19 protein-coding genes and 1 pseudogene are annotated in these 19,186 nt (G+C 56.7%); 16 read left to right on the forward strand and 4 right to left on the reverse strand.

Annotated elements, in window-relative coordinates:
• Positions 1 to 2: 2 nt before the first annotated feature.
• Positions 3 to 1,250 (forward strand): MGH1-like glycoside hydrolase domain-containing protein, encoded by a 1,248-nt coding sequence (locus ACR0IP_RS14800; protein WP_480526394.1) that lies wholly within the window; start codon positions 3 to 5, stop codon positions 1,248 to 1,250.
• Entirely contained in the window at positions 1,250 to 2,314 is a 1,065-nt protein-coding gene (locus ACR0IP_RS14805) for an ABC transporter ATP-binding protein (RefSeq protein ID WP_480526396.1), read from the forward strand. Before ACR0IP_RS14800 ends, ACR0IP_RS14805 begins: the two co-directional genes overlap by 1 nt.
• 133 nt (positions 2,315 to 2,447) lie before the next feature.
• Here ACR0IP_RS14805 and ACR0IP_RS14810 read toward each other — a convergent pair.
• A pseudogene (locus ACR0IP_RS14810) lies at positions 2,448 to 2,681 on the reverse strand (IS6 family transposase); the annotation flags it as partial.
• Between the two features lie 125 nt (positions 2,682 to 2,806).
• The gene (locus tag ACR0IP_RS14815; protein ID WP_480526398.1) at positions 2,807 to 3,658 is read right to left on the reverse strand and encodes a helix-turn-helix domain-containing protein; all 852 of its coding nucleotides are present in this window, start codon (positions 3,656 to 3,658) and stop codon (positions 2,807 to 2,809) included.
• A 64-nt stretch (positions 3,659 to 3,722) separates the two neighbouring features.
• Here ACR0IP_RS14815 and ACR0IP_RS14820 point away from each other — a divergent pair, with 64 nt between their 5' ends.
• The gene (locus tag ACR0IP_RS14820; protein ID WP_480526400.1) at positions 3,723 to 5,324 is read left to right on the forward strand and encodes an ABC transporter substrate-binding protein; all 1,602 of its coding nucleotides are present in this window, start codon (positions 3,723 to 3,725) and stop codon (positions 5,322 to 5,324) included.
• An 83-nt stretch (positions 5,325 to 5,407) separates the two neighbouring features.
• The gene (locus tag ACR0IP_RS14825) at positions 5,408 to 6,883 is read left to right on the forward strand and encodes a M81 family metallopeptidase (RefSeq protein WP_480526402.1); all 1,476 of its coding nucleotides are present in this window, start codon (positions 5,408 to 5,410) and stop codon (positions 6,881 to 6,883) included.
• Between the two features lie 365 nt (positions 6,884 to 7,248).
• Here ACR0IP_RS14825 and ACR0IP_RS14830 read toward each other — a convergent pair whose 3' ends face one another.
• Positions 7,249 to 7,923, reverse strand: a complete 675-nt coding sequence (locus tag ACR0IP_RS14830; RefSeq protein ID WP_480526404.1) for a GntR family transcriptional regulator — start codon at positions 7,921 to 7,923, stop codon at positions 7,249 to 7,251.
• 124 nt (positions 7,924 to 8,047) lie between these two features.
• On the opposite strand from ACR0IP_RS14830, the gene ACR0IP_RS14835 reads away from it, so the two are divergent.
• The 11 genes from ACR0IP_RS14835 to ACR0IP_RS14885 all read left to right on the forward strand — a co-directional run bounded on the left by ACR0IP_RS14835 (position 8,048) and on the right by ACR0IP_RS14885 (position 17,032).
• A complete protein-coding gene (locus ACR0IP_RS14835; RefSeq protein ID WP_480526406.1) occupies positions 8,048 to 8,554 on the forward strand; it encodes a TRAP transporter small permease in 507 nt (168 codons plus the stop codon).
• A gap of 3 nt (positions 8,555 to 8,557) precedes the next feature.
• Entirely contained in the window at positions 8,558 to 9,844 is a 1,287-nt protein-coding gene (locus tag ACR0IP_RS14840) for a TRAP transporter large permease (RefSeq protein WP_480526408.1), read from the forward strand.
• A 19-nt stretch (positions 9,845 to 9,863) separates the two neighbouring features.
• The gene (locus ACR0IP_RS14845; RefSeq protein WP_480526410.1) at positions 9,864 to 10,874 is read left to right on the forward strand and encodes a DctP family TRAP transporter solute-binding subunit; all 1,011 of its coding nucleotides are present in this window, start codon (positions 9,864 to 9,866) and stop codon (positions 10,872 to 10,874) included.
• A gap of 21 nt (positions 10,875 to 10,895) precedes the next feature.
• Positions 10,896 to 11,864, forward strand: a complete 969-nt coding sequence (locus ACR0IP_RS14850; protein WP_480526412.1) for a C-terminal binding protein — start codon at positions 10,896 to 10,898, stop codon at positions 11,862 to 11,864.
• Positions 11,858 to 12,517 (forward strand): bifunctional 4-hydroxy-2-oxoglutarate aldolase/2-dehydro-3-deoxy-phosphogluconate aldolase, encoded by a 660-nt coding sequence (locus ACR0IP_RS14855; protein WP_480526414.1) that lies wholly within the window; start codon positions 11,858 to 11,860, stop codon positions 12,515 to 12,517. The genes ACR0IP_RS14850 and ACR0IP_RS14855 overlap by 7 nt, the downstream gene beginning before the upstream one ends.
• On the forward strand, positions 12,514 to 13,164 hold the full coding sequence (locus tag ACR0IP_RS14860) for an RraA family protein (protein ID WP_480526416.1): 651 nt from the start codon (positions 12,514 to 12,516) through the stop codon (positions 13,162 to 13,164). The genes ACR0IP_RS14855 and ACR0IP_RS14860 overlap by 4 nt, the downstream gene beginning before the upstream one ends.
• A gap of 70 nt (positions 13,165 to 13,234) precedes the next feature.
• A complete protein-coding gene (locus tag ACR0IP_RS14865) occupies positions 13,235 to 14,425 on the forward strand; it encodes an L-dopachrome tautomerase-related protein (protein ID WP_425085521.1) in 1,191 nt (396 codons plus the stop codon).
• A gap of 62 nt (positions 14,426 to 14,487) precedes the next feature.
• Entirely contained in the window at positions 14,488 to 15,405 is a 918-nt protein-coding gene (locus ACR0IP_RS14870; protein ID WP_480526419.1) for a sugar kinase, read from the forward strand.
• A 3-nt stretch (positions 15,406 to 15,408) separates the two neighbouring features.
• On the forward strand, positions 15,409 to 16,113 hold the full coding sequence (locus ACR0IP_RS14875; protein WP_480526421.1) for an SDR family NAD(P)-dependent oxidoreductase: 705 nt from the start codon (positions 15,409 to 15,411) through the stop codon (positions 16,111 to 16,113).
• A 12-nt stretch (positions 16,114 to 16,125) separates the two neighbouring features.
• Complete coding sequence (locus ACR0IP_RS14880; RefSeq protein ID WP_170722850.1) at positions 16,126 to 16,653, forward strand: 2,4'-dihydroxyacetophenone dioxygenase family protein; 528 nt, start codon at positions 16,126 to 16,128, stop codon at positions 16,651 to 16,653.
• Positions 16,631 to 17,032, forward strand: coding sequence for a methylglyoxal synthase (locus ACR0IP_RS14885; RefSeq protein WP_480526423.1), 402 nt, complete (start codon positions 16,631 to 16,633; stop codon positions 17,030 to 17,032). The genes ACR0IP_RS14880 and ACR0IP_RS14885 overlap by 23 nt, the downstream gene beginning before the upstream one ends.
• Positions 17,033 to 17,222: 190 nt before the next feature.
• On the opposite strand, the gene ACR0IP_RS14890 is transcribed toward ACR0IP_RS14885, so the two are convergent.
• Positions 17,223 to 18,170 carry a LysR family transcriptional regulator gene (locus ACR0IP_RS14890; protein ID WP_480526425.1) on the reverse strand — a complete coding sequence of 316 codons (948 nt, stop codon included), beginning with the start codon at positions 18,168 to 18,170 and terminating at the stop codon, positions 17,223 to 17,225.
• 236 nt (positions 18,171 to 18,406) lie between these two features.
• Between ACR0IP_RS14890 and ACR0IP_RS14895 the strand changes: the two genes are divergently transcribed.
• Complete coding sequence (locus ACR0IP_RS14895; protein ID WP_480526427.1) at positions 18,407 to 19,147, forward strand: SDR family oxidoreductase; 741 nt, start codon at positions 18,407 to 18,409, stop codon at positions 19,145 to 19,147.
• Positions 19,148 to 19,186: the final 39 nt, after the last annotated feature.

Raw genomic sequence — 19,186 nt, forward strand, 5'->3', positions numbered from 1 at the left:
AAATGAACCACTTTACTTCGCCGACAGAGTCAGCACGCAATATCCTGATCGCCAATGATCGGGGTGGCTATACGATCCCGACCAGCGGGCTTTATCCCTACCAATGGAACTGGGACAGCGCGATCGCCGCGCTGGGCTTTGCCGAGTTCGATATCGACCGCGCCTGGACTGAGCTTGAGACGCTGTTCTCGGGCCAGTGGGAGGACGGAATGGTTCCCCACATCCTGTTCCACAAAACGGATCCGGGCTATTTCCCCGGGCCGGATGTCTGGGGCGGCATCGGGCCGATTGCCTCCTCTGGCGTAACCCAGCCACCGTTGGCGGCTACCATGGCCCGGCGGGTATGGGAGAAAGACCGCGCGGCTGGTGAAGCCCGCCTCCGCGCGCTGTTCCCGGCCATGTTTGCCTGGCATCGGTGGTTCATGACATGGCGTCTGGATGACCACGGCGCGGTATGCACCACCCACCCATGGGAGGCAGGGCGTGACAATGCACCGGACTGGGACGACGCAATGGCGAGCATTGATGCCTCAGACGTGGGGGAATACCAGCGGCGCGACACGAGCCACGTGAACAGCGCCGACCGGCCCACCAAATACGACTATGACCGCTACATCAAACTGGTTCAGATTGGGCGTGAAGCGGGCTGGGATCAGCAGCAATTGCTAGAGAAGAACCCATTCCGCGTCGCCGATCCGACGATGAGTTTCACAACTCTACGCGCCGCCCGCGATCTGCTGGCGATCAGCGAGGAATTGGGGATCAGGGCCGAAGGCCTCGGTGAAGACGTAGACCGGCTCGAGGTCGGCGCAAAGTCACTGTGGAACGAGGCTTTGGGCACCTTTGATTCCCGAAATGCGCATACGGGCAAATGGGCTGAAAGCGTTTCAAATGCAAGCTATCTGTGTTGGTATGCAAGCATTGAATCCCAGCAAATGTTGGACCGATTGAAAACTGTTTTGACCACGGTCCCCCACCCGATCCCTAGCTATGATCACAATTCGCCCAAGTTTGACGAGCGCCGATATTGGCGAGGGCCAACATGGGCATTTATGAACATGCTGACGGGGTTCGGTCTGAAGGATATGGGCCACGGGGTTGAGGCCGAAGCACTGCGCCTGAAAACCGGTCGTCTGATCGCAGGCCACGGATTTGCCGAATATTACGACCCGATTACCGGCAGTCCCGCTGGGGGCAACTCTTTCACATGGACCGCTGCCGTCTGGCTGCATTGGGCAGGGAGGAACTGATGGGCAGCATAGAGCTCAATTCCGTCGAAAAATGGTTCGGCGAAGTGCAGGTGATCAAAGGCATCGACCTAAAGATCGAAGAAGGTGAGTTCGTCGTCTTCGTCGGCCCGTCGGGCTGTGGTAAATCAACCCTGTTGCGGATGATCGGTGGGCTCGAGGACATCTCGCGCGGGTCTCTTTTGATCAATGGGGATGACGTCACCGACAATCCACCTTCGAAGCGCGGGCTGACCATGGTGTTCCAGTCCTATGCGCTTTATCCTCACCTGACCGTGGCCGAAAATATGGGGTTTTCGCTGAAAGTGGCGGGCGTATCCAAGGGCGAGATTGCCGAACGCGTGGGCAAAGCCGCCGAGGTGCTCAAGCTGGAACCCTATTTGGAGCGCAAACCTAAAGACCTGTCCGGTGGCCAGCGTCAGCGCGTTGCAATCGGTCGGTCTATTGTGCGTGATCCCACCGCATTCCTGTTCGATGAGCCGCTATCCAACCTAGACGCCGCTCTTAGGGTCGAGATGCGGTATGAGATTGCCAAGCTTCACCAGAGCCTCAACCGCACCATGATCTATGTGACTCATGATCAGGTCGAGGCGATGACACTGGCTGATCGTATCGTGGTGCTGGAATTCGGCAAGATCGCGCAGGTCGGCACTCCACGCGAACTATACGAACGCCCCGCCAACCTGTTCGTGGCGCAGTTCATCGGCAGTCCGAAAATGAACGTCATTCCCTGCACCGTGTCCGGCGATCAGTTTCAGCTGGATAACGGTGGAGGCGGTCCGTTTGATCGGACTGGCACCGCCACGATGCTGGGTATCCGTCCGGAACATATTAGTGTGGTCGAACCCGGCTCGGGTCACAGCGACGGCAAGGTCGAGGTGGTCGAGTATCTTGGCGCAGATATGTTCATCATCGTTGATTGCGGGTTTGAAGAGAAGGTGACGGTTCGCCTTGGCGGAGACACGCAGATCAAAGCCGGAGCGCAAATCGGCTTGTATTTTGCACCCGAGAAACTGCAATTTTTCGACGCGGCAGGGCAGACGATCAGCCCAGATGAACGGGTGTGACACTCTCGAGATGGTTAAGGATGTGTCGCAAACCTATGCGACGGCCAGAACCAGCGACTTACTGGACGCACCCATCCATCGATCTCAGCAAATTACCGAAAACCAGCCGGCGTGGAGCTAGAGAATTGCCGCTTCCAGCAGTGTTGGCGGCCCGATAGAGGTACATCCATTTGCCGCGAACACGAGCAAATATCTCATCCCTGCGCCGGGAACTCAGCGTTGGTCGCTTCTTCAATTGCGCGCGCCTCGCGATCATAGGCGACTACTTGACAATTCACCCGTTGAAAGTGGCGTGGTTCACCCTCACGCCGCGTTCAGCCATGATCTCTTCGAGGTCACGATAAGATATTTTATACCGCAGATAGAATTATACGGCGTGCAAAAAAGGTAAGATCAGACATGCTTACCGATCTCGCTATTGAGACGTGATCCACCCCCACCAGCAGAAACAAATGGGCACGGACCCCCATACGCAGGTATCCTGCGGTTCTGCTACTCAGTAATAATATTCGCACCAGAGTCTGTGGACGCACCAAGAAGGTGTTGACGAACCTTCATATCCAGTTTGGTGCTCTTCAAATCGACGATACCGCTTTTCGAAAACAGCTCTCGCACTGAGCGGTAGTTTTCAGCTCTCTTCCAGACGACAGGAGAAGAGGTCGGCGTTCGGCCGGACAACGAAGCGAGATAAGACATCGTGCCGAACAATAGCTTTGACTTGTCGCGATGGGGTTTGTTCAGAATGTACAGGCTGACAGGTGCGTCTGGACCGCGTTCGGAATCGACGACAAAGACTTGCCCAGCGCGGAAGGCGGCTTTGCCATCACATCTTGTCCAGCGGCGCGTCGATGACTTTCCTTCGGTTAAGGCTTCGACGACACGGCTGTAAACCGTCCCGTTCCGCTCATCCAAAAAGGCAACGTTGACAATGGCTTTGGTTGGATCGTTCGGTGCGCGAAAGAACACTTGATAAGATCCGAGAAATGGCCGCAGCCGTTGAAGATCACCTGGGAACACATCGATCAGAGGGTCTCGTCGCCGATCCGCCTCGGTTTTGGCGAGTTGGGTGGTGTGGCGCCGCAGTTCTGCATGATCTCCCAGCAAGATATGCTCGCCCACGTCGAAGAACCGGCCAATGCGGCGCAAGTTGTTTGGCGAAGGCATGCTGCGGCCGTTGAGGTACTTGGCGAATTGCTGATGGTTGATGCCGATCTCTCTGCAAATAGCTGCCACTGACGGGTAATCCGCACAAAGGTGACGCAGGTTTGCAGCTAAATTCTGGTGCATCGGTGGTTGGGCCTTGGCTAGCATAAACTCGCTAAAGAAAGCATAATGTGGCATCATTGTTAAGCTCAAATTGGTGCGTGATCTTGCGGGCAACAGAAGAATGCTCAGGGAAAGTCAAGCAATGGATAAATTTCAATACGTGCGGCAGATGGAACAGCGTCTGCAATTGCGTCAGGTGGATCGTCGCCAGTTCATGCGCGGTGTTTTGGCAACCGGCATGACCGTCGGTGCCGCAACGCTTTTGGCGGATCGCGCTTTTGCGGCTACGCCCAAAAAGGGCGGCAGCATGATTGCCGGGATTGGTCATGGCGGGACGACCGAGCAACTCAATCCGGGGCAGATATCAGCGGGTTTCCTGATTCCGTTGAGCCTGGGCATGAACGGTTTCCTGACTGCGATCGACGCGGACAGCAACGTGCAGCCGTCACTTGCAAAATCATGGGAGGCCTCGCCGGACGCGTCGGTTTGGACCTTCGAGATGCGCGACGGGGTCGAGTTCCACAATGGTCGTACAGTGACAGTTGAGGACGTGATTGCCTCGATCAATTTTCACCGCGGAGAAGGGTCAACCTCGACTGGGGCGCCGCTGTTGGCCGGTGTGAAGGAACTGCGTGCGGACGGGCCAAACACCGTCGTTTTCGAGCTTGAGGGCGGTAACGCAGATTTCCCGGCTATCCTCAGCGACTACCGCTTTGCCATTCTGCCGGCAGAGGGTGACAGCATTGACTGGCAATCCGGTATCGGTTGCGGAGCCTATCAGTTGAAGGATTTCCAGCCAGGGATTTCGGCGGATCTGGCCCGTCACGGGAACCACTGGAACCCCGATGTCGCGCATGTGGACGAATGGAAGCTTCTGGTGCTGCTGGATACGACCGCACGGATGGCGGCGCTGTCGGCGGGGTCGGTCGACATTGCCGATAAGGTTGATCCAAAGACGGCCAAGTTTGTCTCGCGTGATCCAAATGTTACGCTGCATTCAGTTGCCGGTACGCAGCACTACTCCTTCCCGATGCTGACCAATGCCGCGCCGTTTGACGACAACAACGTGCGTCAGGCGATCAAATGGGGCATCGATCGGCAAGAGCTGGTGGACAAGATTCTGCTGGGTTACGGCGAGGTCGGCAATGATCATCCAATCGGGTCCGGTCAGAAGTATTTCAATGCTGAGCTTGAACAAAAGACTTTCGATCCGGACAAAGCAAAATACTATCTGAAACAGGCTGGTCTGGAGTCGCTGAATGTCGAACTCTCGTCCTCTGACGCTGCTTTCCCTGGCGCGGTGGACGCGGCGACGCTGATTTCGAACTCGGCGGCGAAATGCGGGATCAACGTTTCTGTCAAACGAGAGCCTAACGATGGCTATTGGTCCGAGGTATGGACGAAAAAACCCTGGTGCGCCAGCTATTGGGCCGGACGACCGGTCGAGGATCTTATGTTCTCATTGGCGTTCCAATCCGGTGTCGCTTGGAATGAATCTCTCTGGTCGAATGAGAAATTCGACAAGATTCTGGTTGAGGCCCGAGCTGAACTGGACACCGAAAAACGTCGCCAGATGTATGGTGAAATGCAGGATATCGTCGCCAATCAGGGTGGTGTCGCGATCCCGATGTTTGCTTCATATGTTTTTGCCACGCGCCCAAGCGTTGGTACGCCCGAAAAATTCGGCTCGAATCTGGATCTGGATGGAAGCAGCTTTATGGAGCGTTGGTGGAAAGCCGAATAACTCTGGTTAAATATGATTGCATCGCCAAAGATCAGAGGATGGCTCTTGCAGCCGTCCTCTGACGTGTTGGGAACAGGGAATTTATGAAGCTTTTCATTGCGACACTGTCGACAGAGACGAACACGTTTTGCACGATGCCGACTGCGATGTCGGGTTTCGAGGACTATTTCCTGCGGCATGGTACGGCGACCCAGGAGCCTCCAAACCTTATGACGGAGGCGCTTCATCTGTGGCGCGAAAAGGCCGAAATTCTGGGCTGGCAGGTTGTCGAAAGCCTGACCGCCATAGCCGAACCTGCCGGTCTGACCACACGCAGCTGTTATGACGTGCTGAGCGGCGCGATTTTGTCTGATCTCGCAGAATGCGGCGGTGCAGATATCATTCTGTTGCAACTTCACGGCGCGATGGTGGCCGAGCATATAGAGGATTGCGAAGGTGATATTCTGACCCGCGTCCGCAAAAAGTGCCCGGATGCAACGATCGGCGTTTCGCTGGACCTGCATTCTCATCTGACAAAGAAGATGCTGAACGCCAGCGATCTGATCGTGCATTTCAGAGAATACCCTCATGACGATGCAACAGCCTGCGCCGCCGAACTGTTTGATCTGGCAAAGCGGGCACATGAGGGTGAGATCACGCCAAAGATGGCGTTTTTTGATACCCGTATGATGAACCTATACCTGACCAAAGCTGGGGCGATGAAGGATTTTGTGGCCGAGATGGCCGCAGCTCAAACCAGACCCGGTGTGTTGTCGGTTTCATTGAGTCACGGTTTTCCCTGGGCAGATGTCGAAGATGTCGGCGCGCGGATGTTGGTAATAGCAGATGGCCAGGCACAACTGGCCGCGCGACTGGCCGAGGAGTTGGGGCGGCGCTTCTTTGAGTTGCGAAACGAAGTAACCACGCGGTATCTACCGATCTCCGAGGCGCTGGATCACATTGGTACACGGTCCGGTCTATGCGTTCTGGCGGACATGGGTGACAATTCAGGCGGAGGAGCGCCGGGCGACGCCACCCATTTGCTGAAAGGCATGCTGGCGCGTGGAATGACAAATTTTGCCAGCGGTTTGTTCTGGGATCCCGGAGTAGTGCGGATTTGTCAGGATGCGGGCATTGGAAGCAGATTGAAGCTTCGGCTTGGTGGAAAAACCGGTGTAGTTTCAGGGGATCCGATCGACCTGATTGCAAGGGTTATGAACATAGAGACAGGCCTGGGTCAGCATCTCGGCACTGGTCTTGAACCAATGGGCACCGTGGTCTGGCTCCGCTTGGGTGGCGAGATCGACTTGCTGGTCAACGATCTGCGTGTTCAGGTGTACCATCCTGAAGCGTTCGAGCAGATCGGCATCCGGCTGGCTGAGAAATTGGTGGTGGCGGTGAAATCCCTGTTCCATTTCTACGGCCCGTTCAGCCAAATTTCGAACCACATCCTGCAGGTTGCCAGCCCCGGAGGAACACAGCCTGCGTTCCACGACCTCGCGCTCACCAAACGAAAACTGCCGTTCTGGCCTGCGGTTGCGCAGCCATTTTTAGACGAAAATCTTATGGACGCCGGATAGCGGTTTCAACCAATAGGTCTAGTGGTTGGAATCCAATCGCAGACATACTCAGCATCCGGTGCTATGACTTGGGATTTGGGCCACGCCAGATAAAACCCGTTTCGGACTATTAATGCCCTTTCTACTACCACCGCCTGTTCGGCTTGCTGAATCAAGCTTTGGCCGTAGAGGTGCTGCCCTCTGCGGGAGCGTGATCTCGATGATGCCAACACGCGGGTTTGAGTCTAAGGTTAGAGGATATCTGACGCTCTTCATCCGGCCAGAATGCGCCGTTCTTTAGAACGAGAACCAACTGGTCAAATGGGCCCGGAATCGCCGAGGTTCTCGCGTTGTTGGGCATTCCCGGTTAGACGATTCATCGCACGCTATCCTGAACCTGTTCCGTCGGGCTGCGTCGCATCGCTCCAATAAGATCCTTCTTTTCTGTCTATGTGGAGTTTCAGCACTTCCAAGGCTTGTGGAACGTTTCCATCCCGAACGAACTGAAGCAACTCAATGTGCTCCCGATAGGATTTAGCCATGTGATCAGGGTGATGCCCCAACCGGCTGCGCAAAGCGGCCATTTTCAATGCAATCGTTTGATAGGCGTCGTTCAGAAACCGATTGTCCGCACAGTCGAAAAGGCATTGGTGAAATAGAGTGTCTTGATAAAGATATTCTGCATCATCCGCGTCCTCACGGGCCGCTGTCATCCGATCAACGCATTTATCAAGCGCGGCATGAAGCGCCTCTGGGTTCGTCTGCATGGCCGAGGTCAAAGCGGTTGTTTCAAGGCAGACACGTGCATCGCAAAGTTTTGCCAGTTCCTCGGGCTCCAGATTGAACACGAATGAGCCTCTTTGCGGTTCAACGACCAACAGACCTTCCATCTCGAGCCGGTTGATTGCCTCGCGCACAGGGGTGCGGCTTACCTCAAGATTCTTGGCGATTCGAGCTTCAGACAGTTGCCCACCCAGTTCGAACTCGCCTTTGATGATCCGCTCGCGCAGGTTTTCGGTCACCAATTCCGTCAATGATTTCGGTCTGTTGAATGGGCTCATGTCGCTCTCCTCAGTTCAACAGTAGCAGGCCTGTTTCTGGCATACAATGTGTTAGTGTTGACAGATTAGCATACTGTATGCCAGTTTTGATTTCCACGAGGAGACGGCATTGGGAGGGGCGTCTTTGCAAACTCTGGAAACATGGATTGTTGCGTTGAACCGGGCGCTGGTGGCTTTGGCGCTGGCTACGGTCTTTGCAATCGTCTTCGCCAATGTGGTGGGGCGATACGGGTTCGGTACGTCCCTGGCCTGGGTTGAAGAGGTCGCCAGACACCTGATGATCCTCGGCGCTTTTTGCGGTGCCGGTCTTGCCTTGCGCGAAGGTCGCTTGGTCGCGATTACCACAATTCCGGATTTGCTGCCCGACGCTCTGGCCCGCCTGCTGCGCTGGGGCATCGTCTTCGTGATGTTTGCCTTCATGGCGACGATGCTGTGGCTGGGCGTTAAATTCGTTGAATTCGGCTGGAACAAGGAAACCATGTCCACCGGCATTTCGCGCGGCATTCCCTATCTCGCTATCCCGATCGGGTGCGCTTTGTTCCTGATCCAGTTGACCTTTTTCGCCAAACGTTTCGTAGGCCAAGAGTTTGAACACGGCCCCAGCGCCAAGGGCGATGAGGCGGAGGTCTGAGCCGTGGCAAAAACCCTGATCATCCTGTTTTTCGCGACGTTGTTTCTGGGTGTTCCCGTAGCCTTCACGATGGGGATCGCCGGCCTGTCCGCGATTTTTATCGACGGATCTTTGAACCCACTGGTCGCAACCCAACGCATGTTTGCCGGGATCGACAGTTTCCCGCTGATGGCAGTGCCGTTCTTCATTCTCGCGTCTGAACTGATGACGGCCTGCGGGCTAACAAACGCTTTGTTGCGCTTTGCGAATGCTCTGGTTGGGCATGTACGTGGAGGTCTGGGGCATGTGAACATCCTTGTGTCGATGCTGTTTGCGGGGATCAGCGGCTCTGCCCTGGCGGATGCTGCAGGACCTTCTGCCATTGTCATGCGGATGATGCGTGAGGCCGGGTATGAGAAGAACTATGCTGGTGCCCTGTCCGCTGCGACGGCCACCATCGGCCCGATTATACCGCCCTCCATTCTGGCCGTGATTTTTGCGATCTCAACCAATGGAGTGACGGTCGCGGGACTGTTTCTGGCCGGAATTGTGCCTGGGGTTATGCTGGGCGTTGCGCTGGCCATCGCGAACCATATCGTGTCCACTCGCAACGGCTACCGCGGGCGCGAACATCCCGCCACCATGGTTGAGTTGCGCAGTGCAACTCTGGCGGCCATTCCGGCCCTGATCATGCCAGCAATCATTCTGGGCGGTATCCTGTTCGGTGTGTTCACTCCGACCGAGGCAGGCGCGGTGGCCTCAGCCTACGCTCTGTTCCTTGGTTTCATCCTGCGCGCCTTCACGGTCCGCGCTCTGTACGTCGCTTTTGTGCGGGCTGCGGTGGTGACGTCCTCGGTCTTCCTGATCGTGGCGATGGCGTCGATCTTTGCTTGGCTGCTGACCTACCTGCAAATCCCGCAGGAACTGGCCAAGCTGATCACTCAGATCACCGACAACCGTCTGGGAATTCTGTTCATTCTGGCGGCCTTTGCCCTGATTTGCGGCTTCTTCATCGACACGCTGCCCGCGCTGATCATCCTGACTCCGATCCTAGGTCCCATTGCCTATTCCGCGGGGATCGACCCGCTGCAATTCGGGATGATGTTGGTGCTGAACCTGACTATCGGGATGATCACCCCTCCGGTTGGTCCGGTGCTGTTCGTGATCGCCACGGTCGGACAATTGAAAATCGAACGCCTGTCAAAAGCGGTTCTGCCGCTGCTGCTGGCTGAACTCGTAGTGCTTCTTCTGGTCATTCTTGTGCCAGGCGTCAGCACCTTCATCCCCAACTTCTTTGGATTTGCGAACTGACATGAAAGGGAGGAACCTCATGAAAACCATGTCGAAACTGATGACGGCAACAGCCGTTATTGCAATGACCGCCGCCAGTGCGGCCTCGGCTAAAGAGCTGAAATACGCACATTTTCAAGCCGCTGATCTGAGCTCGCCCAAACACGCCGCAGCGCTGGCGTTTGAAGCCTGCGTCGAGGGCAAAACCTCCGGTTCGATAGACGTTCAGATCTTCCCGGCATCGCAGCTGGGTGGCGGGTCCGAGATCATGGAAGGGCTGCAGCTGGGCACAGTTCAGATGGCGGCGATCCATGACGGCCCGATCTCGGCTGTCTACAAACCCTTCTCGGTTTTGGCGATGCCCTATCTGTTCGACGATCAGGCGATGGCCTGGGCAGTGATGGACGGTGAATTCGGTGACGCGCTGGCCGAAGACATGCGGGCGAAAACCGGCATCCGCAACTTTGGCGTAGCCGACAACGGGGTGCGCAATTTCACCAACAACGTGAAGCCCGTGGCCGAACCTGCCGATATGGAAGGCCTGAAAATGCGCGTAATGACCGCGCCGGTCTGGGTGACTCTGGTCGAAAGCCTCGGCGCATCGGCGACTCCCGTTCCGTGGCCGGAACTTCCCGGTGCACTGCAGCAGGGCGTTGTGGACGGTCAGGAAAACGGCGTGACGAATATCGTCAACGCGTCGCTCTACCAGCACCAGAAATACGTCTCGCTGGATGGCCATGTGTTCAGCTGGCACGCCTATCTGATGTCGGACATGTTCTTCGAAAGCCTGACGGATGACGAGAAGAAAGCCGTCGAACAATGCGTCGAGATCTCGAAAACGATCCACCGTGGCATGACCGCCGCGCAGGACGCGAATGCGACCGCGATCCTGTCGGAGAAAGGCATGGAAGTGGTCCCCGTCAGTCCCGAGCAGAAGGCCCTGTTCCGCGAAGCCGCGCAGCCTGCCGTGCGCGAGTACATCGTCGGTGAGATCGGCGAGGAGTGGCCCGATCGCCTCGACGCCGCTGTCGAAGCCTACAAGGCCCAATAACTCATGCCGAGAGACCGCCACATGAACCGCCAAACCATCGCTATTCTTGAACCCGGTTATGCCGCCTATGACACCGAGGCTTCGGTGTTGGCCGAGCAGGATGTTCAGATCGCGCCGGTTGCGCCGGAAACCGAGGCGGTCCCGGCCCTGCAGGCACTGGATCCGGTTGCCATCCTTGTGCGGGAACGCATTGTGGATGCGGCTGTGATCGATGCCTGCCCGAACCTGAAAGTCGTCGTCCGCTATGGGGTGGGCGTCGACAACATCGACTTGGACTACGCGCAATCGCAAGGCATCTATGTTGCGAATGTACCAGACTATGGTGCGGAAACCGAAGTCAGCGAACATGCGCTGGCACTGTATCTTGCCGTGCAGCGGCGTATTCCGTCCCGAGATGCGGAAGTGCGGCAAGGTCAATGGGGGGTAGGGCAGGCGGCCTTGATCCCCAGCCGCGAAAACGCCACCCTTGGCCTGATTGGCTGCGGTAAGATTGGCTTGCAAGCGGCACGGAAATTCCGGGCCCTAGGGTTCTCTTCGGTTCTGGTGTTCGATCCCTATCTGAGCGACGACGCAGCCCAAGCGGCGGACGTGCAAAAGGTGGATTTGATTGACCTCTGCAAAGCGTCCGACGTTGTCAGTCTGCATGCTCCTCTCACGCCCGAAACGCGGCACATTCTGAACGCCGAGCGTATCGCGCAGATGAAGCCAACCTCAATCGTTATCAACGTATCGCGCGGCGGTTTGGTGGACGAAGCCGCATTGGCTCAGGCTCTGCACCAAGGTCGTGTTTTCGGCGCAGGTATCGACGTGTTCGAACAGGAACCGGTCGAGCCAGCCAACCCCCTTTTGCACAGCCCCAACACGATCGTGTCGGATCATGCTGCCTGGTACTCTGAACGCTCGGTTGCTGTGCTGCAGCGACGTGCTGCGCGTGAAGTCGCGAGAGTTCTTGAGGACGAGCAACCCGATCACTGGGTGAACAAATGGTAGATTTCGTCAGCACTTTGAGATCTGCGCAAATTGTCCCGGTGATCCGCCACAGCGACCCCGAAATCGCATTGAAGGCCTGTGACCTGCTGGCTGAGGCCGGAATCCGCGCATTGGAGATCACTACAACGGTTCCGGATGCCGTTGCTCTGATCGCTGAGCTGCGCCAACTCTATCCTGATATTTGCACTGGCGCCGGAACGTTTCTTAGCGCGGATCAGGCTGAAAAGGTGCTGGCAGCTTGTGCCGATTTTGTTTTCTCTCCGTGCTGGAGCGATGCTGCCGCGGGCGAAGCCGGCGATGCGAAAGTGCCCTATCTGCCCGGTGCAATGACCCCGGGCGAGGTTCACCATCATGCGGAAAACGGTGCTGCGGTGATCAAGGTTTTTCCGGCCGATGCTGCCGGAGGGCCCGGCTTCCTGAAGGCCGTCAAATCCGTGTTTCCCAATCTCGCCCTAATGCCGACTGGCGGCGTGTCTCCTGACACTGCGCAAACCTATCTGAACGCCGGTGCGCTTTGCGTCGGCATGGGTGGAAATCTGCTGCCCGCCCAGGCGCTCGAGGCCGGTCACATCGACTTGGCTCGCGCACAAGTCAACGCGGCCCTAACGGCCGCATCTTTTCAATCTTCCCAACGTAAGAGGATACTCTCATGAACACCCAAGAAATCGTTGCCGGGTTTCGCGACGTGGCCACCGCATCCGTCGCGGATGCCGTGGACAAGGTGTCCGGCAAGACCGGATTTCTGCCGGCCTCGATCAAGCCGCGCATCAATGAAAAGAAGATCGTTGGCCCGGCCGTAACAATTCTGGAAGGCCCTACCGATGAATTCCTGCCTCCGCAGCACGCGCTTGACGCAATCGACGAATCCGAGGCCGGTTCGGTCATCGTGATCTCGACCAATGGCACCACCGATGTGGCGCTGTGGGGTGGTCTGATGACCGCCGGAGCCGTTGCCAACAAACACGAAGGTGCCGTTCTGGACGGTGGCGTGAGGGATCTGGTCGAGATCAAGCGCGACTATGACTTCCCGGTCTATTCCCGCTGCGTTAACCCGGGCACCACTCTGGGCCGCGTTCGTACGCTGGCTTCGAATGTAGAAGTCGACATGGGCGGTGTGATTGTACACCCCGGCGACATCATCGTTGCAGATATCGACGGTGCGGTTGTGGTCCCCCGTGAACACGCCGAAGCGATCTTGGACATGGCACGCGAAATTGATGAGCGCGAAGCCGAACAGGCGCGTCTGATCATTGAAAGCGGCTCGCTGCGCGAAGGTCTGGCGAAATACGGCCGTATCTAAAACAACAAACCGTCCCGCAGGTTGCTCGCAACAACCTGCGGGACACCAGAACACAACAAGGGAGGAATACATGCTGAAACGAATGCTCAACACGGTGGCCCTTACCGCCGTCCTGGCTACCCCGGCGCTCGCGAACGGGCCCGAGGTGGTCGCGGAATGGAACACTCTGCCCTATGCCGTCAAGGACGCGGCGACAAAATCCGCTTGGGAAGGGAGCGAGATTTACGGCAAAGCGTTGGTTCAAGGCGCCAAGGTCGACAGCCAGGGCAACATCTATGTGTCCACCGCGCGTTGGGGTGGGGCAGAGATCCCCTCAACCGTCTCCAAGCTGGTCAAGAACGGCGACACTTGGGAACTCGAGGCGTTTCCGTCTGAAGACATGAACAGCATGTCGAACCCCGATGGCCTGAAAGCCGTGCTGGGTTTTGAAATCGACCGCAATGACGTGATGTGGATTCTCGATCAGGGCCATGTTGCAGGCCCTCCGTTCGAAGACGGCGACGCCAAGCTGGTGCTTTGGGATCTGAAAGAGAACAGGGAAATTCAGCGCTATGTCTTCACGGCGGAAGAAGCGGACCGTGAGTGTTCTTTCCTGAACGATCTGGCCGTCGATAACGACACCGGCTTTGCCTATATCGCCGACAGCGGCATCTTCTGTGACCCGCTGCATGGCGGTTTGATTGTCTATGACAGCAACACCAACTCGGTGCGCCGCATTCTGGACCAGCACCGGTTCACCAATGATGAGCCGAATTTCTTCTTCAACATCGACGACCGTCCTGTACTGAAGAATGGCGGCATGCGCACTGGTGCCGATGGTATCGCGTTGTCAGGCGACAAGAAGACGCTCTACTGGACCAACCTGACGGGCAATCACCTGTATAGCCTGCCGACCGAAATCCTGCGGGACTTCGAGACCAACGAGACGGTGATTGAAAACGCGGTTGACGTCGCAGCAGTGCTGCCTTCCAACACCGACGGTATGACGGCCGACAATGCGGGCAACATCTACATGACCGCGCTGTCGCTGGACGGGATCATGAAGTTCGATGAATCCACCCGTCAGGTCAGCCGTTTTGTCCACCACCCGGAAATGAACTGGCCGGATACGCTGGCCTGGGGTCCGGACGGCGAGATGTATGTGGTCTCGAACCACCTGCATATCTGGGTCGATGGTGACATGAACTTTGAAGACCCCGAAATCCCGAACTTCCGTATCTGGAAGATTCCGGGTGTCGGCCAAAGCTATACGGCCGAATAACCCTCCCAAACTCCTTGGTCAGCCCACCGGGGCTGACCCTTTTTGGCAAAGATGAGATGACCATGACCCCCGATATTTTGTGCCTTGGCGAACCGATGCTGGAGTTCAACCAGCAGCCTGACGGGAACTACCTGCCAGGACATGGCGGTGACACCTCAAACTGCGCAATTGCCGCCGCGCGGCAGGGTGCGTTCGTTGGCTACGTGACGCATGTCGGCGCTGATACGTTCGGCAATTCCTTCATGGACCTGTGGAAGGCCGAGGGGATCGACACCTCGACCGTACGTCAGGTCGCGGATGCTCATACCGGGGTCTACTTTGTGACGCATGGCGCGAACGGGCACGAGTTCAGCTATTTCCGCGCAGGCTCGGCCAGTAGCCGGATGGAGCCAGATGATCTGCCAATGGCGGCGTTGAAATCGGCGAAGATATTGCACGTTTCGGGGATCAGTCAGGCGATTTCGGATGTTGCCGCCGATACCGTGTTTCGGGCCATTCAGATTGTAAAGGACGGCGGAGGCCTCGTGTCCTACGACACCAATCTGCGTCTGAAGCTATGGCCGATCGAACGCGCCCGCGCTGTGACGCACGCTGCAATGTCACAATGCGATATTGCCCTTCCTGGTCTGGATGATGCCGAGCAACTGACGGGCTTGTCCGACCCGGATGCCATCGCAGATTTTTACCTGAACCTCGGCGCAAGAATTGTCGCCCTGACGCTTGGTGCCGAAGGGACTTTGGTTGCGACACTAGACAAGCGCGAGCGTGTCAAAGGGCGTCGGGTCGAAGCGGTGGATGCTACGGCCGCAGGCGACACATTTGACGGTGCCTTCCTGTCTCGTATTGTTGCGGGCGACGACCCATTTCAGGCCGCACGCTATGCCAACGCCGCTGCTGCGCTTTCGACCCAAGGGTACGGTGCGGTTGCCCCGATGCCTCGCAGCGACGCGGTCGAGGCGTTTCTTGCGGAAGGAGACTGATTCATGAAACACGCCGTTGTAATTGGCGGCACCCGCGGCATAGGCGCCGGTATCGCAGGGGAACTTCGCCGTAAGGGATGGAGCATCACCGCGACCGGTGTCGGAGCTGAAGAGGTTTCGGAATATGCTGCGCAGCACCCTGACGATGTCTGTGCGCAGTTGGATGTGCGGGACAATCAGGCCGTAACCGCGTTCTTCGGTGGAATTGAAAAACTCGACGGGCTGGTCAATTGCGCAGGTATTCTGGCGCGCGGCGCGGAGTATGAGATCGACGTTTTTGAGACAGTGATCGATATCAACCTGACCGGTACCATGCGCTGCTGTCTGGCTGCGCAACCCTCGTTGGCTGCGTCTAGCGGGGCCATCGTGAACACCGCGTCGATGCTCAGTTACTTTGGTGGGCCGCTTGTTCCTGCTTATTCTGCAAGCAAGGGCGGGGTGGCTCAGTTGACCAAGGCCTTGGCCGGGAAATGGGCTGAAGATGGCGTGCGCGTCAATGCAGTTGCACCCGGATGGATCGAAACCGAAATGACCGAGGCTCTGCGCGCCGATCCGGCCCGTAACCAACCTATTCTGGGTCGGACGCCGCTGGACCGTTGGGGCAAACCATCCGAGGTTGGCGCACTGGCCACGTGGTTGCTGTCGGATGAGGCTGCTTTTGTGACCGGTGCCGTCTACCCTGTGGATGGCGGCTATTCTGCAATGTAAGGAGGGCAATTGATGCCAGTACAAGGAAACGACGACGATCCCAGGATGCCTTATCAGCTGCCCTTCCCCAAGGATGCTCAGGAGGAGATCGTCATCCCTGAAGCCGTCGCCAAAGACGAGAGGATCTGGGTGCCGCAAACCGAAAACGTCTCGTTCCGACCGCTCTGCTTGAACCGGTCTCAGGGGTACTGGATGAACCTGCTACGGGTGCGGAAATCCGGGGTTCTGTCGAGGCATCGGCATCCGCAGCCCGTTCATGGTTTTGTTCTGAAAGGCCGCTGGCATTATCTGGAACATGACTGGGTCGCGGAGGAAGGCGGCTATGTGTTCGAACCGCCGGGCGAAACCCACACTCTGATTGTACCCGATGATGTCGACGAAATGATCACCTATTTCCAGGTCAACGGCGTGATGCTTTATGTAGACCCATGGGGCAAAACCATGGGTTACGAGGACGTCTTCACTAAAATCGACATGTGCCGTAAGCACTATGAGGAAGTTGGTTTAGGAGCGGACTATGTCGAGCAATTCATCAGGTAGACCGCTGAAATTGGCCCTGGTTGCCCATGACGCCAAGAAAGACCTCATGGTCGAATGGGCCCAGTCCCATGCTGATGTTCTAAGTCAGGCGGAGTTGTTCGCCACCGGAACCACCGGTGGCCGCCTCAGGGCCGCCTTGCCTGAGCTTAACGTCACCGCTCTGCATAGCGGGCCACTAGGCGGGGACCAGCAACTTGGGGCAATGATCTGCGAAGGCCGGCTGGACGGTCTGTTCTTTTTTATCGACCCAATGTCGCCGATGCCGCATGACGTGGATGTCAAAGCCCTGAGCCGTCTAGCGATCGTTTATGACTTACCCTTCGCAAGCAGCCCAAGCACCGCGAATTTCGTTCTGAAAGGGCTGACCGGACCAAGATAGCTTTAAAGCTTTGGATGATGCTAGGTTCTGTCCGACCCGTAAGGTCAGGATGCATTAATTTTCGTTGCGCTGCAGGATTCACGGCTTGGAATTCGGAGAGGTGGCATTAGCGGTTTTTCTGACTGAGCGACAAGCAGATGGCGTAGCGCCCCTCTTTTTCTCCAGCGCTAGCGCGGCAGACTACAGTCATCTATTGGTTATGAATCCTGACCCCAGGAAAAGTGTTTCCCAGATCGATTCCCGTCGAACGGCTCATTTCAGTGAATGAGTCTACTACGAAGCGCCCCAAGGGTTCATGAGCTGTTTTCTGGGTCCAAACCATTTCGCTTTCCCATTTCGGCAAATCCAATGGCGTTGGAAAGACGTCACACCCAGCGCGCCGCGCAACCGGTGTCAACGACGTTGGCACCGTTGCAATCAAGTCGGATTGAGCGACGATATCGGGTAGCAGAGCAAATTGAGCACAGGTCAAAACCATTTGCCGAGCTTTTCCAAGCTTCTTTAGTGCCTTATCTACAAAGCCGATTTTGTCATTGTTCAGTGTCATCAATGCATGACGAGCCTCTAGGAACGATTCAAGTGTCAAACCATCTCGGGTCAAAGGGTGATCGCGACGGGCGATACATACAAAACTATCCGGCATAATCGTCCGTCGATGAAACCGCGCAGGAAGATGTCCAAATGTACCAATGGCCAACGTCACTGTTTCGGCATCCAATTGATCAATCAGATCCGTTTTGTTCATCGGTACGAAGATCAGGCTAAGATTTGGTGCGTGTTCTGCAAAGTAAGTGACCATCGCAGGCGCCAAACGAAGAATTGCTAAATCCGAAGCTGCAACGGTGATTTGGCCTTGGGCGTGTTTGGGATCAAACTCGGTTTGCTCCAGCATTTCGGAAACGATTGTCAGCGCTCCTTGCACTTTTGGCGCCAATTCTTCCGCACGGCTGGTTGGCACCATTCCGCCCGGCCCCCTTTGAAAGAGTGGATCTTCGAACCTGGCGCGAAGCCGGTTCAGCGCGTTGCTCATGGAGGGCTGAGCAAGACCTATAGACGCCCCAGCGCGGCCGACATGACGTTCTCGGTACATCGCGTCGAAGGCTTTGAGGAGGTTGAGGTCGAGAGAATTGATATTCATAGGGTGAATTTATTGCATTCTATTTATCCATTTCAACAACTTCATACTGCGCATTAAATATCCGATCAGAAGCAACAAACGCTCAGATTGCGGCGGGTCGAAAGCTCCAAGGGGCACAATGGTTGCCGGAGTATCTAACACCGGAGTTGGGCCTGGAAGAGTGATCCTCAACCAGCCAAACCAACCCAGAGCGGCGATCCGGTGCGAATGCCACTGAAAGAAAGAGGAGTTGAACTGTGACAAACGTTTTTGAAACCGCGCTAAAAGGCAAACATGTCGTCATCGTTGGCGGCGGTAGCGGTATGGGCAAGGCAACAACTGAATTTGCAGCCAGTTTGGGCGCCAAGGTTACAATCTCAAGCCGCAACCAAGAGAAACTGACGGCCGTTGCGTCTGAAATTGAAGGCGACATTTCGGTCGCTTCTGTTGACACCACTGACGAAGCAGCTGTCAAAGCCTGGGCTGCCCGCCTTGGCAAGGTCGATCATCTCGTCATCTCGGCATCCAGCGCTGCGCACGGCGCGTTTGCTGAACTGCCGACTGACGACCTGCGCGGCATGATTGAGGCTAAATTCATTGGCCCCTACGTGACCGCTCGCGAGGTTCTGCCGTATATGGCCGACGGTGCATCAATCACGCTGTTTTCCGGTGTGCTTAGCCGCCGCCCATCGGCCGGCGCGACCGGTCTGGGTGCGGTGAACGCGGCGGTTGAGGCGTTGACCATGGGGCTCGCGCAAGAACTAGCGGGTAAGGCCCGCGTCAACTGCGTCAGCCCAGGGATGGTTGCGACTGAAGCCTATGCAGGCATGCCAGAAGAGGCCCGTGAAGGCATGTACGCACAGGTTGGTGGATCGCTCCCTGTTGGCCGCGTCGGCTGGGCCAGCGAAATCGCTCAAGCTGTCATCATGGCAATGACCAACGGTTTCCTGACAGGTTCTGTGCTGGATATCGATGGCGGGCATCTGATCAAAGCCTGACAGTCTTTGCGGGGGTGCTGGCTGCCCCCTCTTCCTGTT

It is taken from the genome of Ruegeria sp. AL11, assembly GCF_056540865.1.

Excerpts from the sequence above, each read along its gene's own strand:
- ACR0IP_RS14825 (WP_480526402.1), top strand. The coding sequence starts at position 5,408 with ATGAAGCTTTTCATTGCGACACTGTCGACAGAGACGAACACGTTTTGC.
- ACR0IP_RS14830 (WP_480526404.1), bottom strand. The coding sequence starts at position 7,923 with ATGAGCCCATTCAACAGACCGAAATCATTGACGGAATTGGTGACCGAA.
- ACR0IP_RS14815 (WP_480526398.1), bottom strand. The coding sequence starts at position 3,658 with ATGATGCCACATTATGCTTTCTTTAGCGAGTTTATGCTAGCCAAGGCC.
- ACR0IP_RS14875 (WP_480526421.1), top strand. The coding sequence starts at position 15,409 with ATGAAACACGCCGTTGTAATTGGCGGCACCCGCGGCATAGGCGCCGGT.
- ACR0IP_RS14885 (WP_480526423.1), top strand. The coding sequence starts at position 16,631 with ATGTCGAGCAATTCATCAGGTAGACCGCTGAAATTGGCCCTGGTTGCC.
- ACR0IP_RS14890 (WP_480526425.1), bottom strand. The coding sequence starts at position 18,170 with ATGAATATCAATTCTCTCGACCTCAACCTCCTCAAAGCCTTCGACGCG.
- ACR0IP_RS14850 (WP_480526412.1), top strand. The coding sequence starts at position 10,896 with ATGAACCGCCAAACCATCGCTATTCTTGAACCCGGTTATGCCGCCTAT.
- ACR0IP_RS14865 (WP_425085521.1), top strand. The coding sequence starts at position 13,235 with ATGCTGAAACGAATGCTCAACACGGTGGCCCTTACCGCCGTCCTGGCT.
- ACR0IP_RS14800 (WP_480526394.1), top strand. The coding sequence starts at position 3 with ATGAACCACTTTACTTCGCCGACAGAGTCAGCACGCAATATCCTGATC.
- ACR0IP_RS14855 (WP_480526414.1), top strand. The coding sequence starts at position 11,858 with ATGGTAGATTTCGTCAGCACTTTGAGATCTGCGCAAATTGTCCCGGTG.
- ACR0IP_RS14870 (WP_480526419.1), top strand. The coding sequence starts at position 14,488 with ATGACCCCCGATATTTTGTGCCTTGGCGAACCGATGCTGGAGTTCAAC.
- ACR0IP_RS14845 (WP_480526410.1), top strand. The coding sequence starts at position 9,864 with ATGAAAACCATGTCGAAACTGATGACGGCAACAGCCGTTATTGCAATG.
- ACR0IP_RS14820 (WP_480526400.1), top strand. The coding sequence starts at position 3,723 with ATGGATAAATTTCAATACGTGCGGCAGATGGAACAGCGTCTGCAATTG.
- ACR0IP_RS14805 (WP_480526396.1), top strand. The coding sequence starts at position 1,250 with ATGGGCAGCATAGAGCTCAATTCCGTCGAAAAATGGTTCGGCGAAGTG.
- ACR0IP_RS14880 (WP_170722850.1), top strand. The coding sequence starts at position 16,126 with ATGCCAGTACAAGGAAACGACGACGATCCCAGGATGCCTTATCAGCTG.
- ACR0IP_RS14860 (WP_480526416.1), top strand. The coding sequence starts at position 12,514 with ATGAACACCCAAGAAATCGTTGCCGGGTTTCGCGACGTGGCCACCGCA.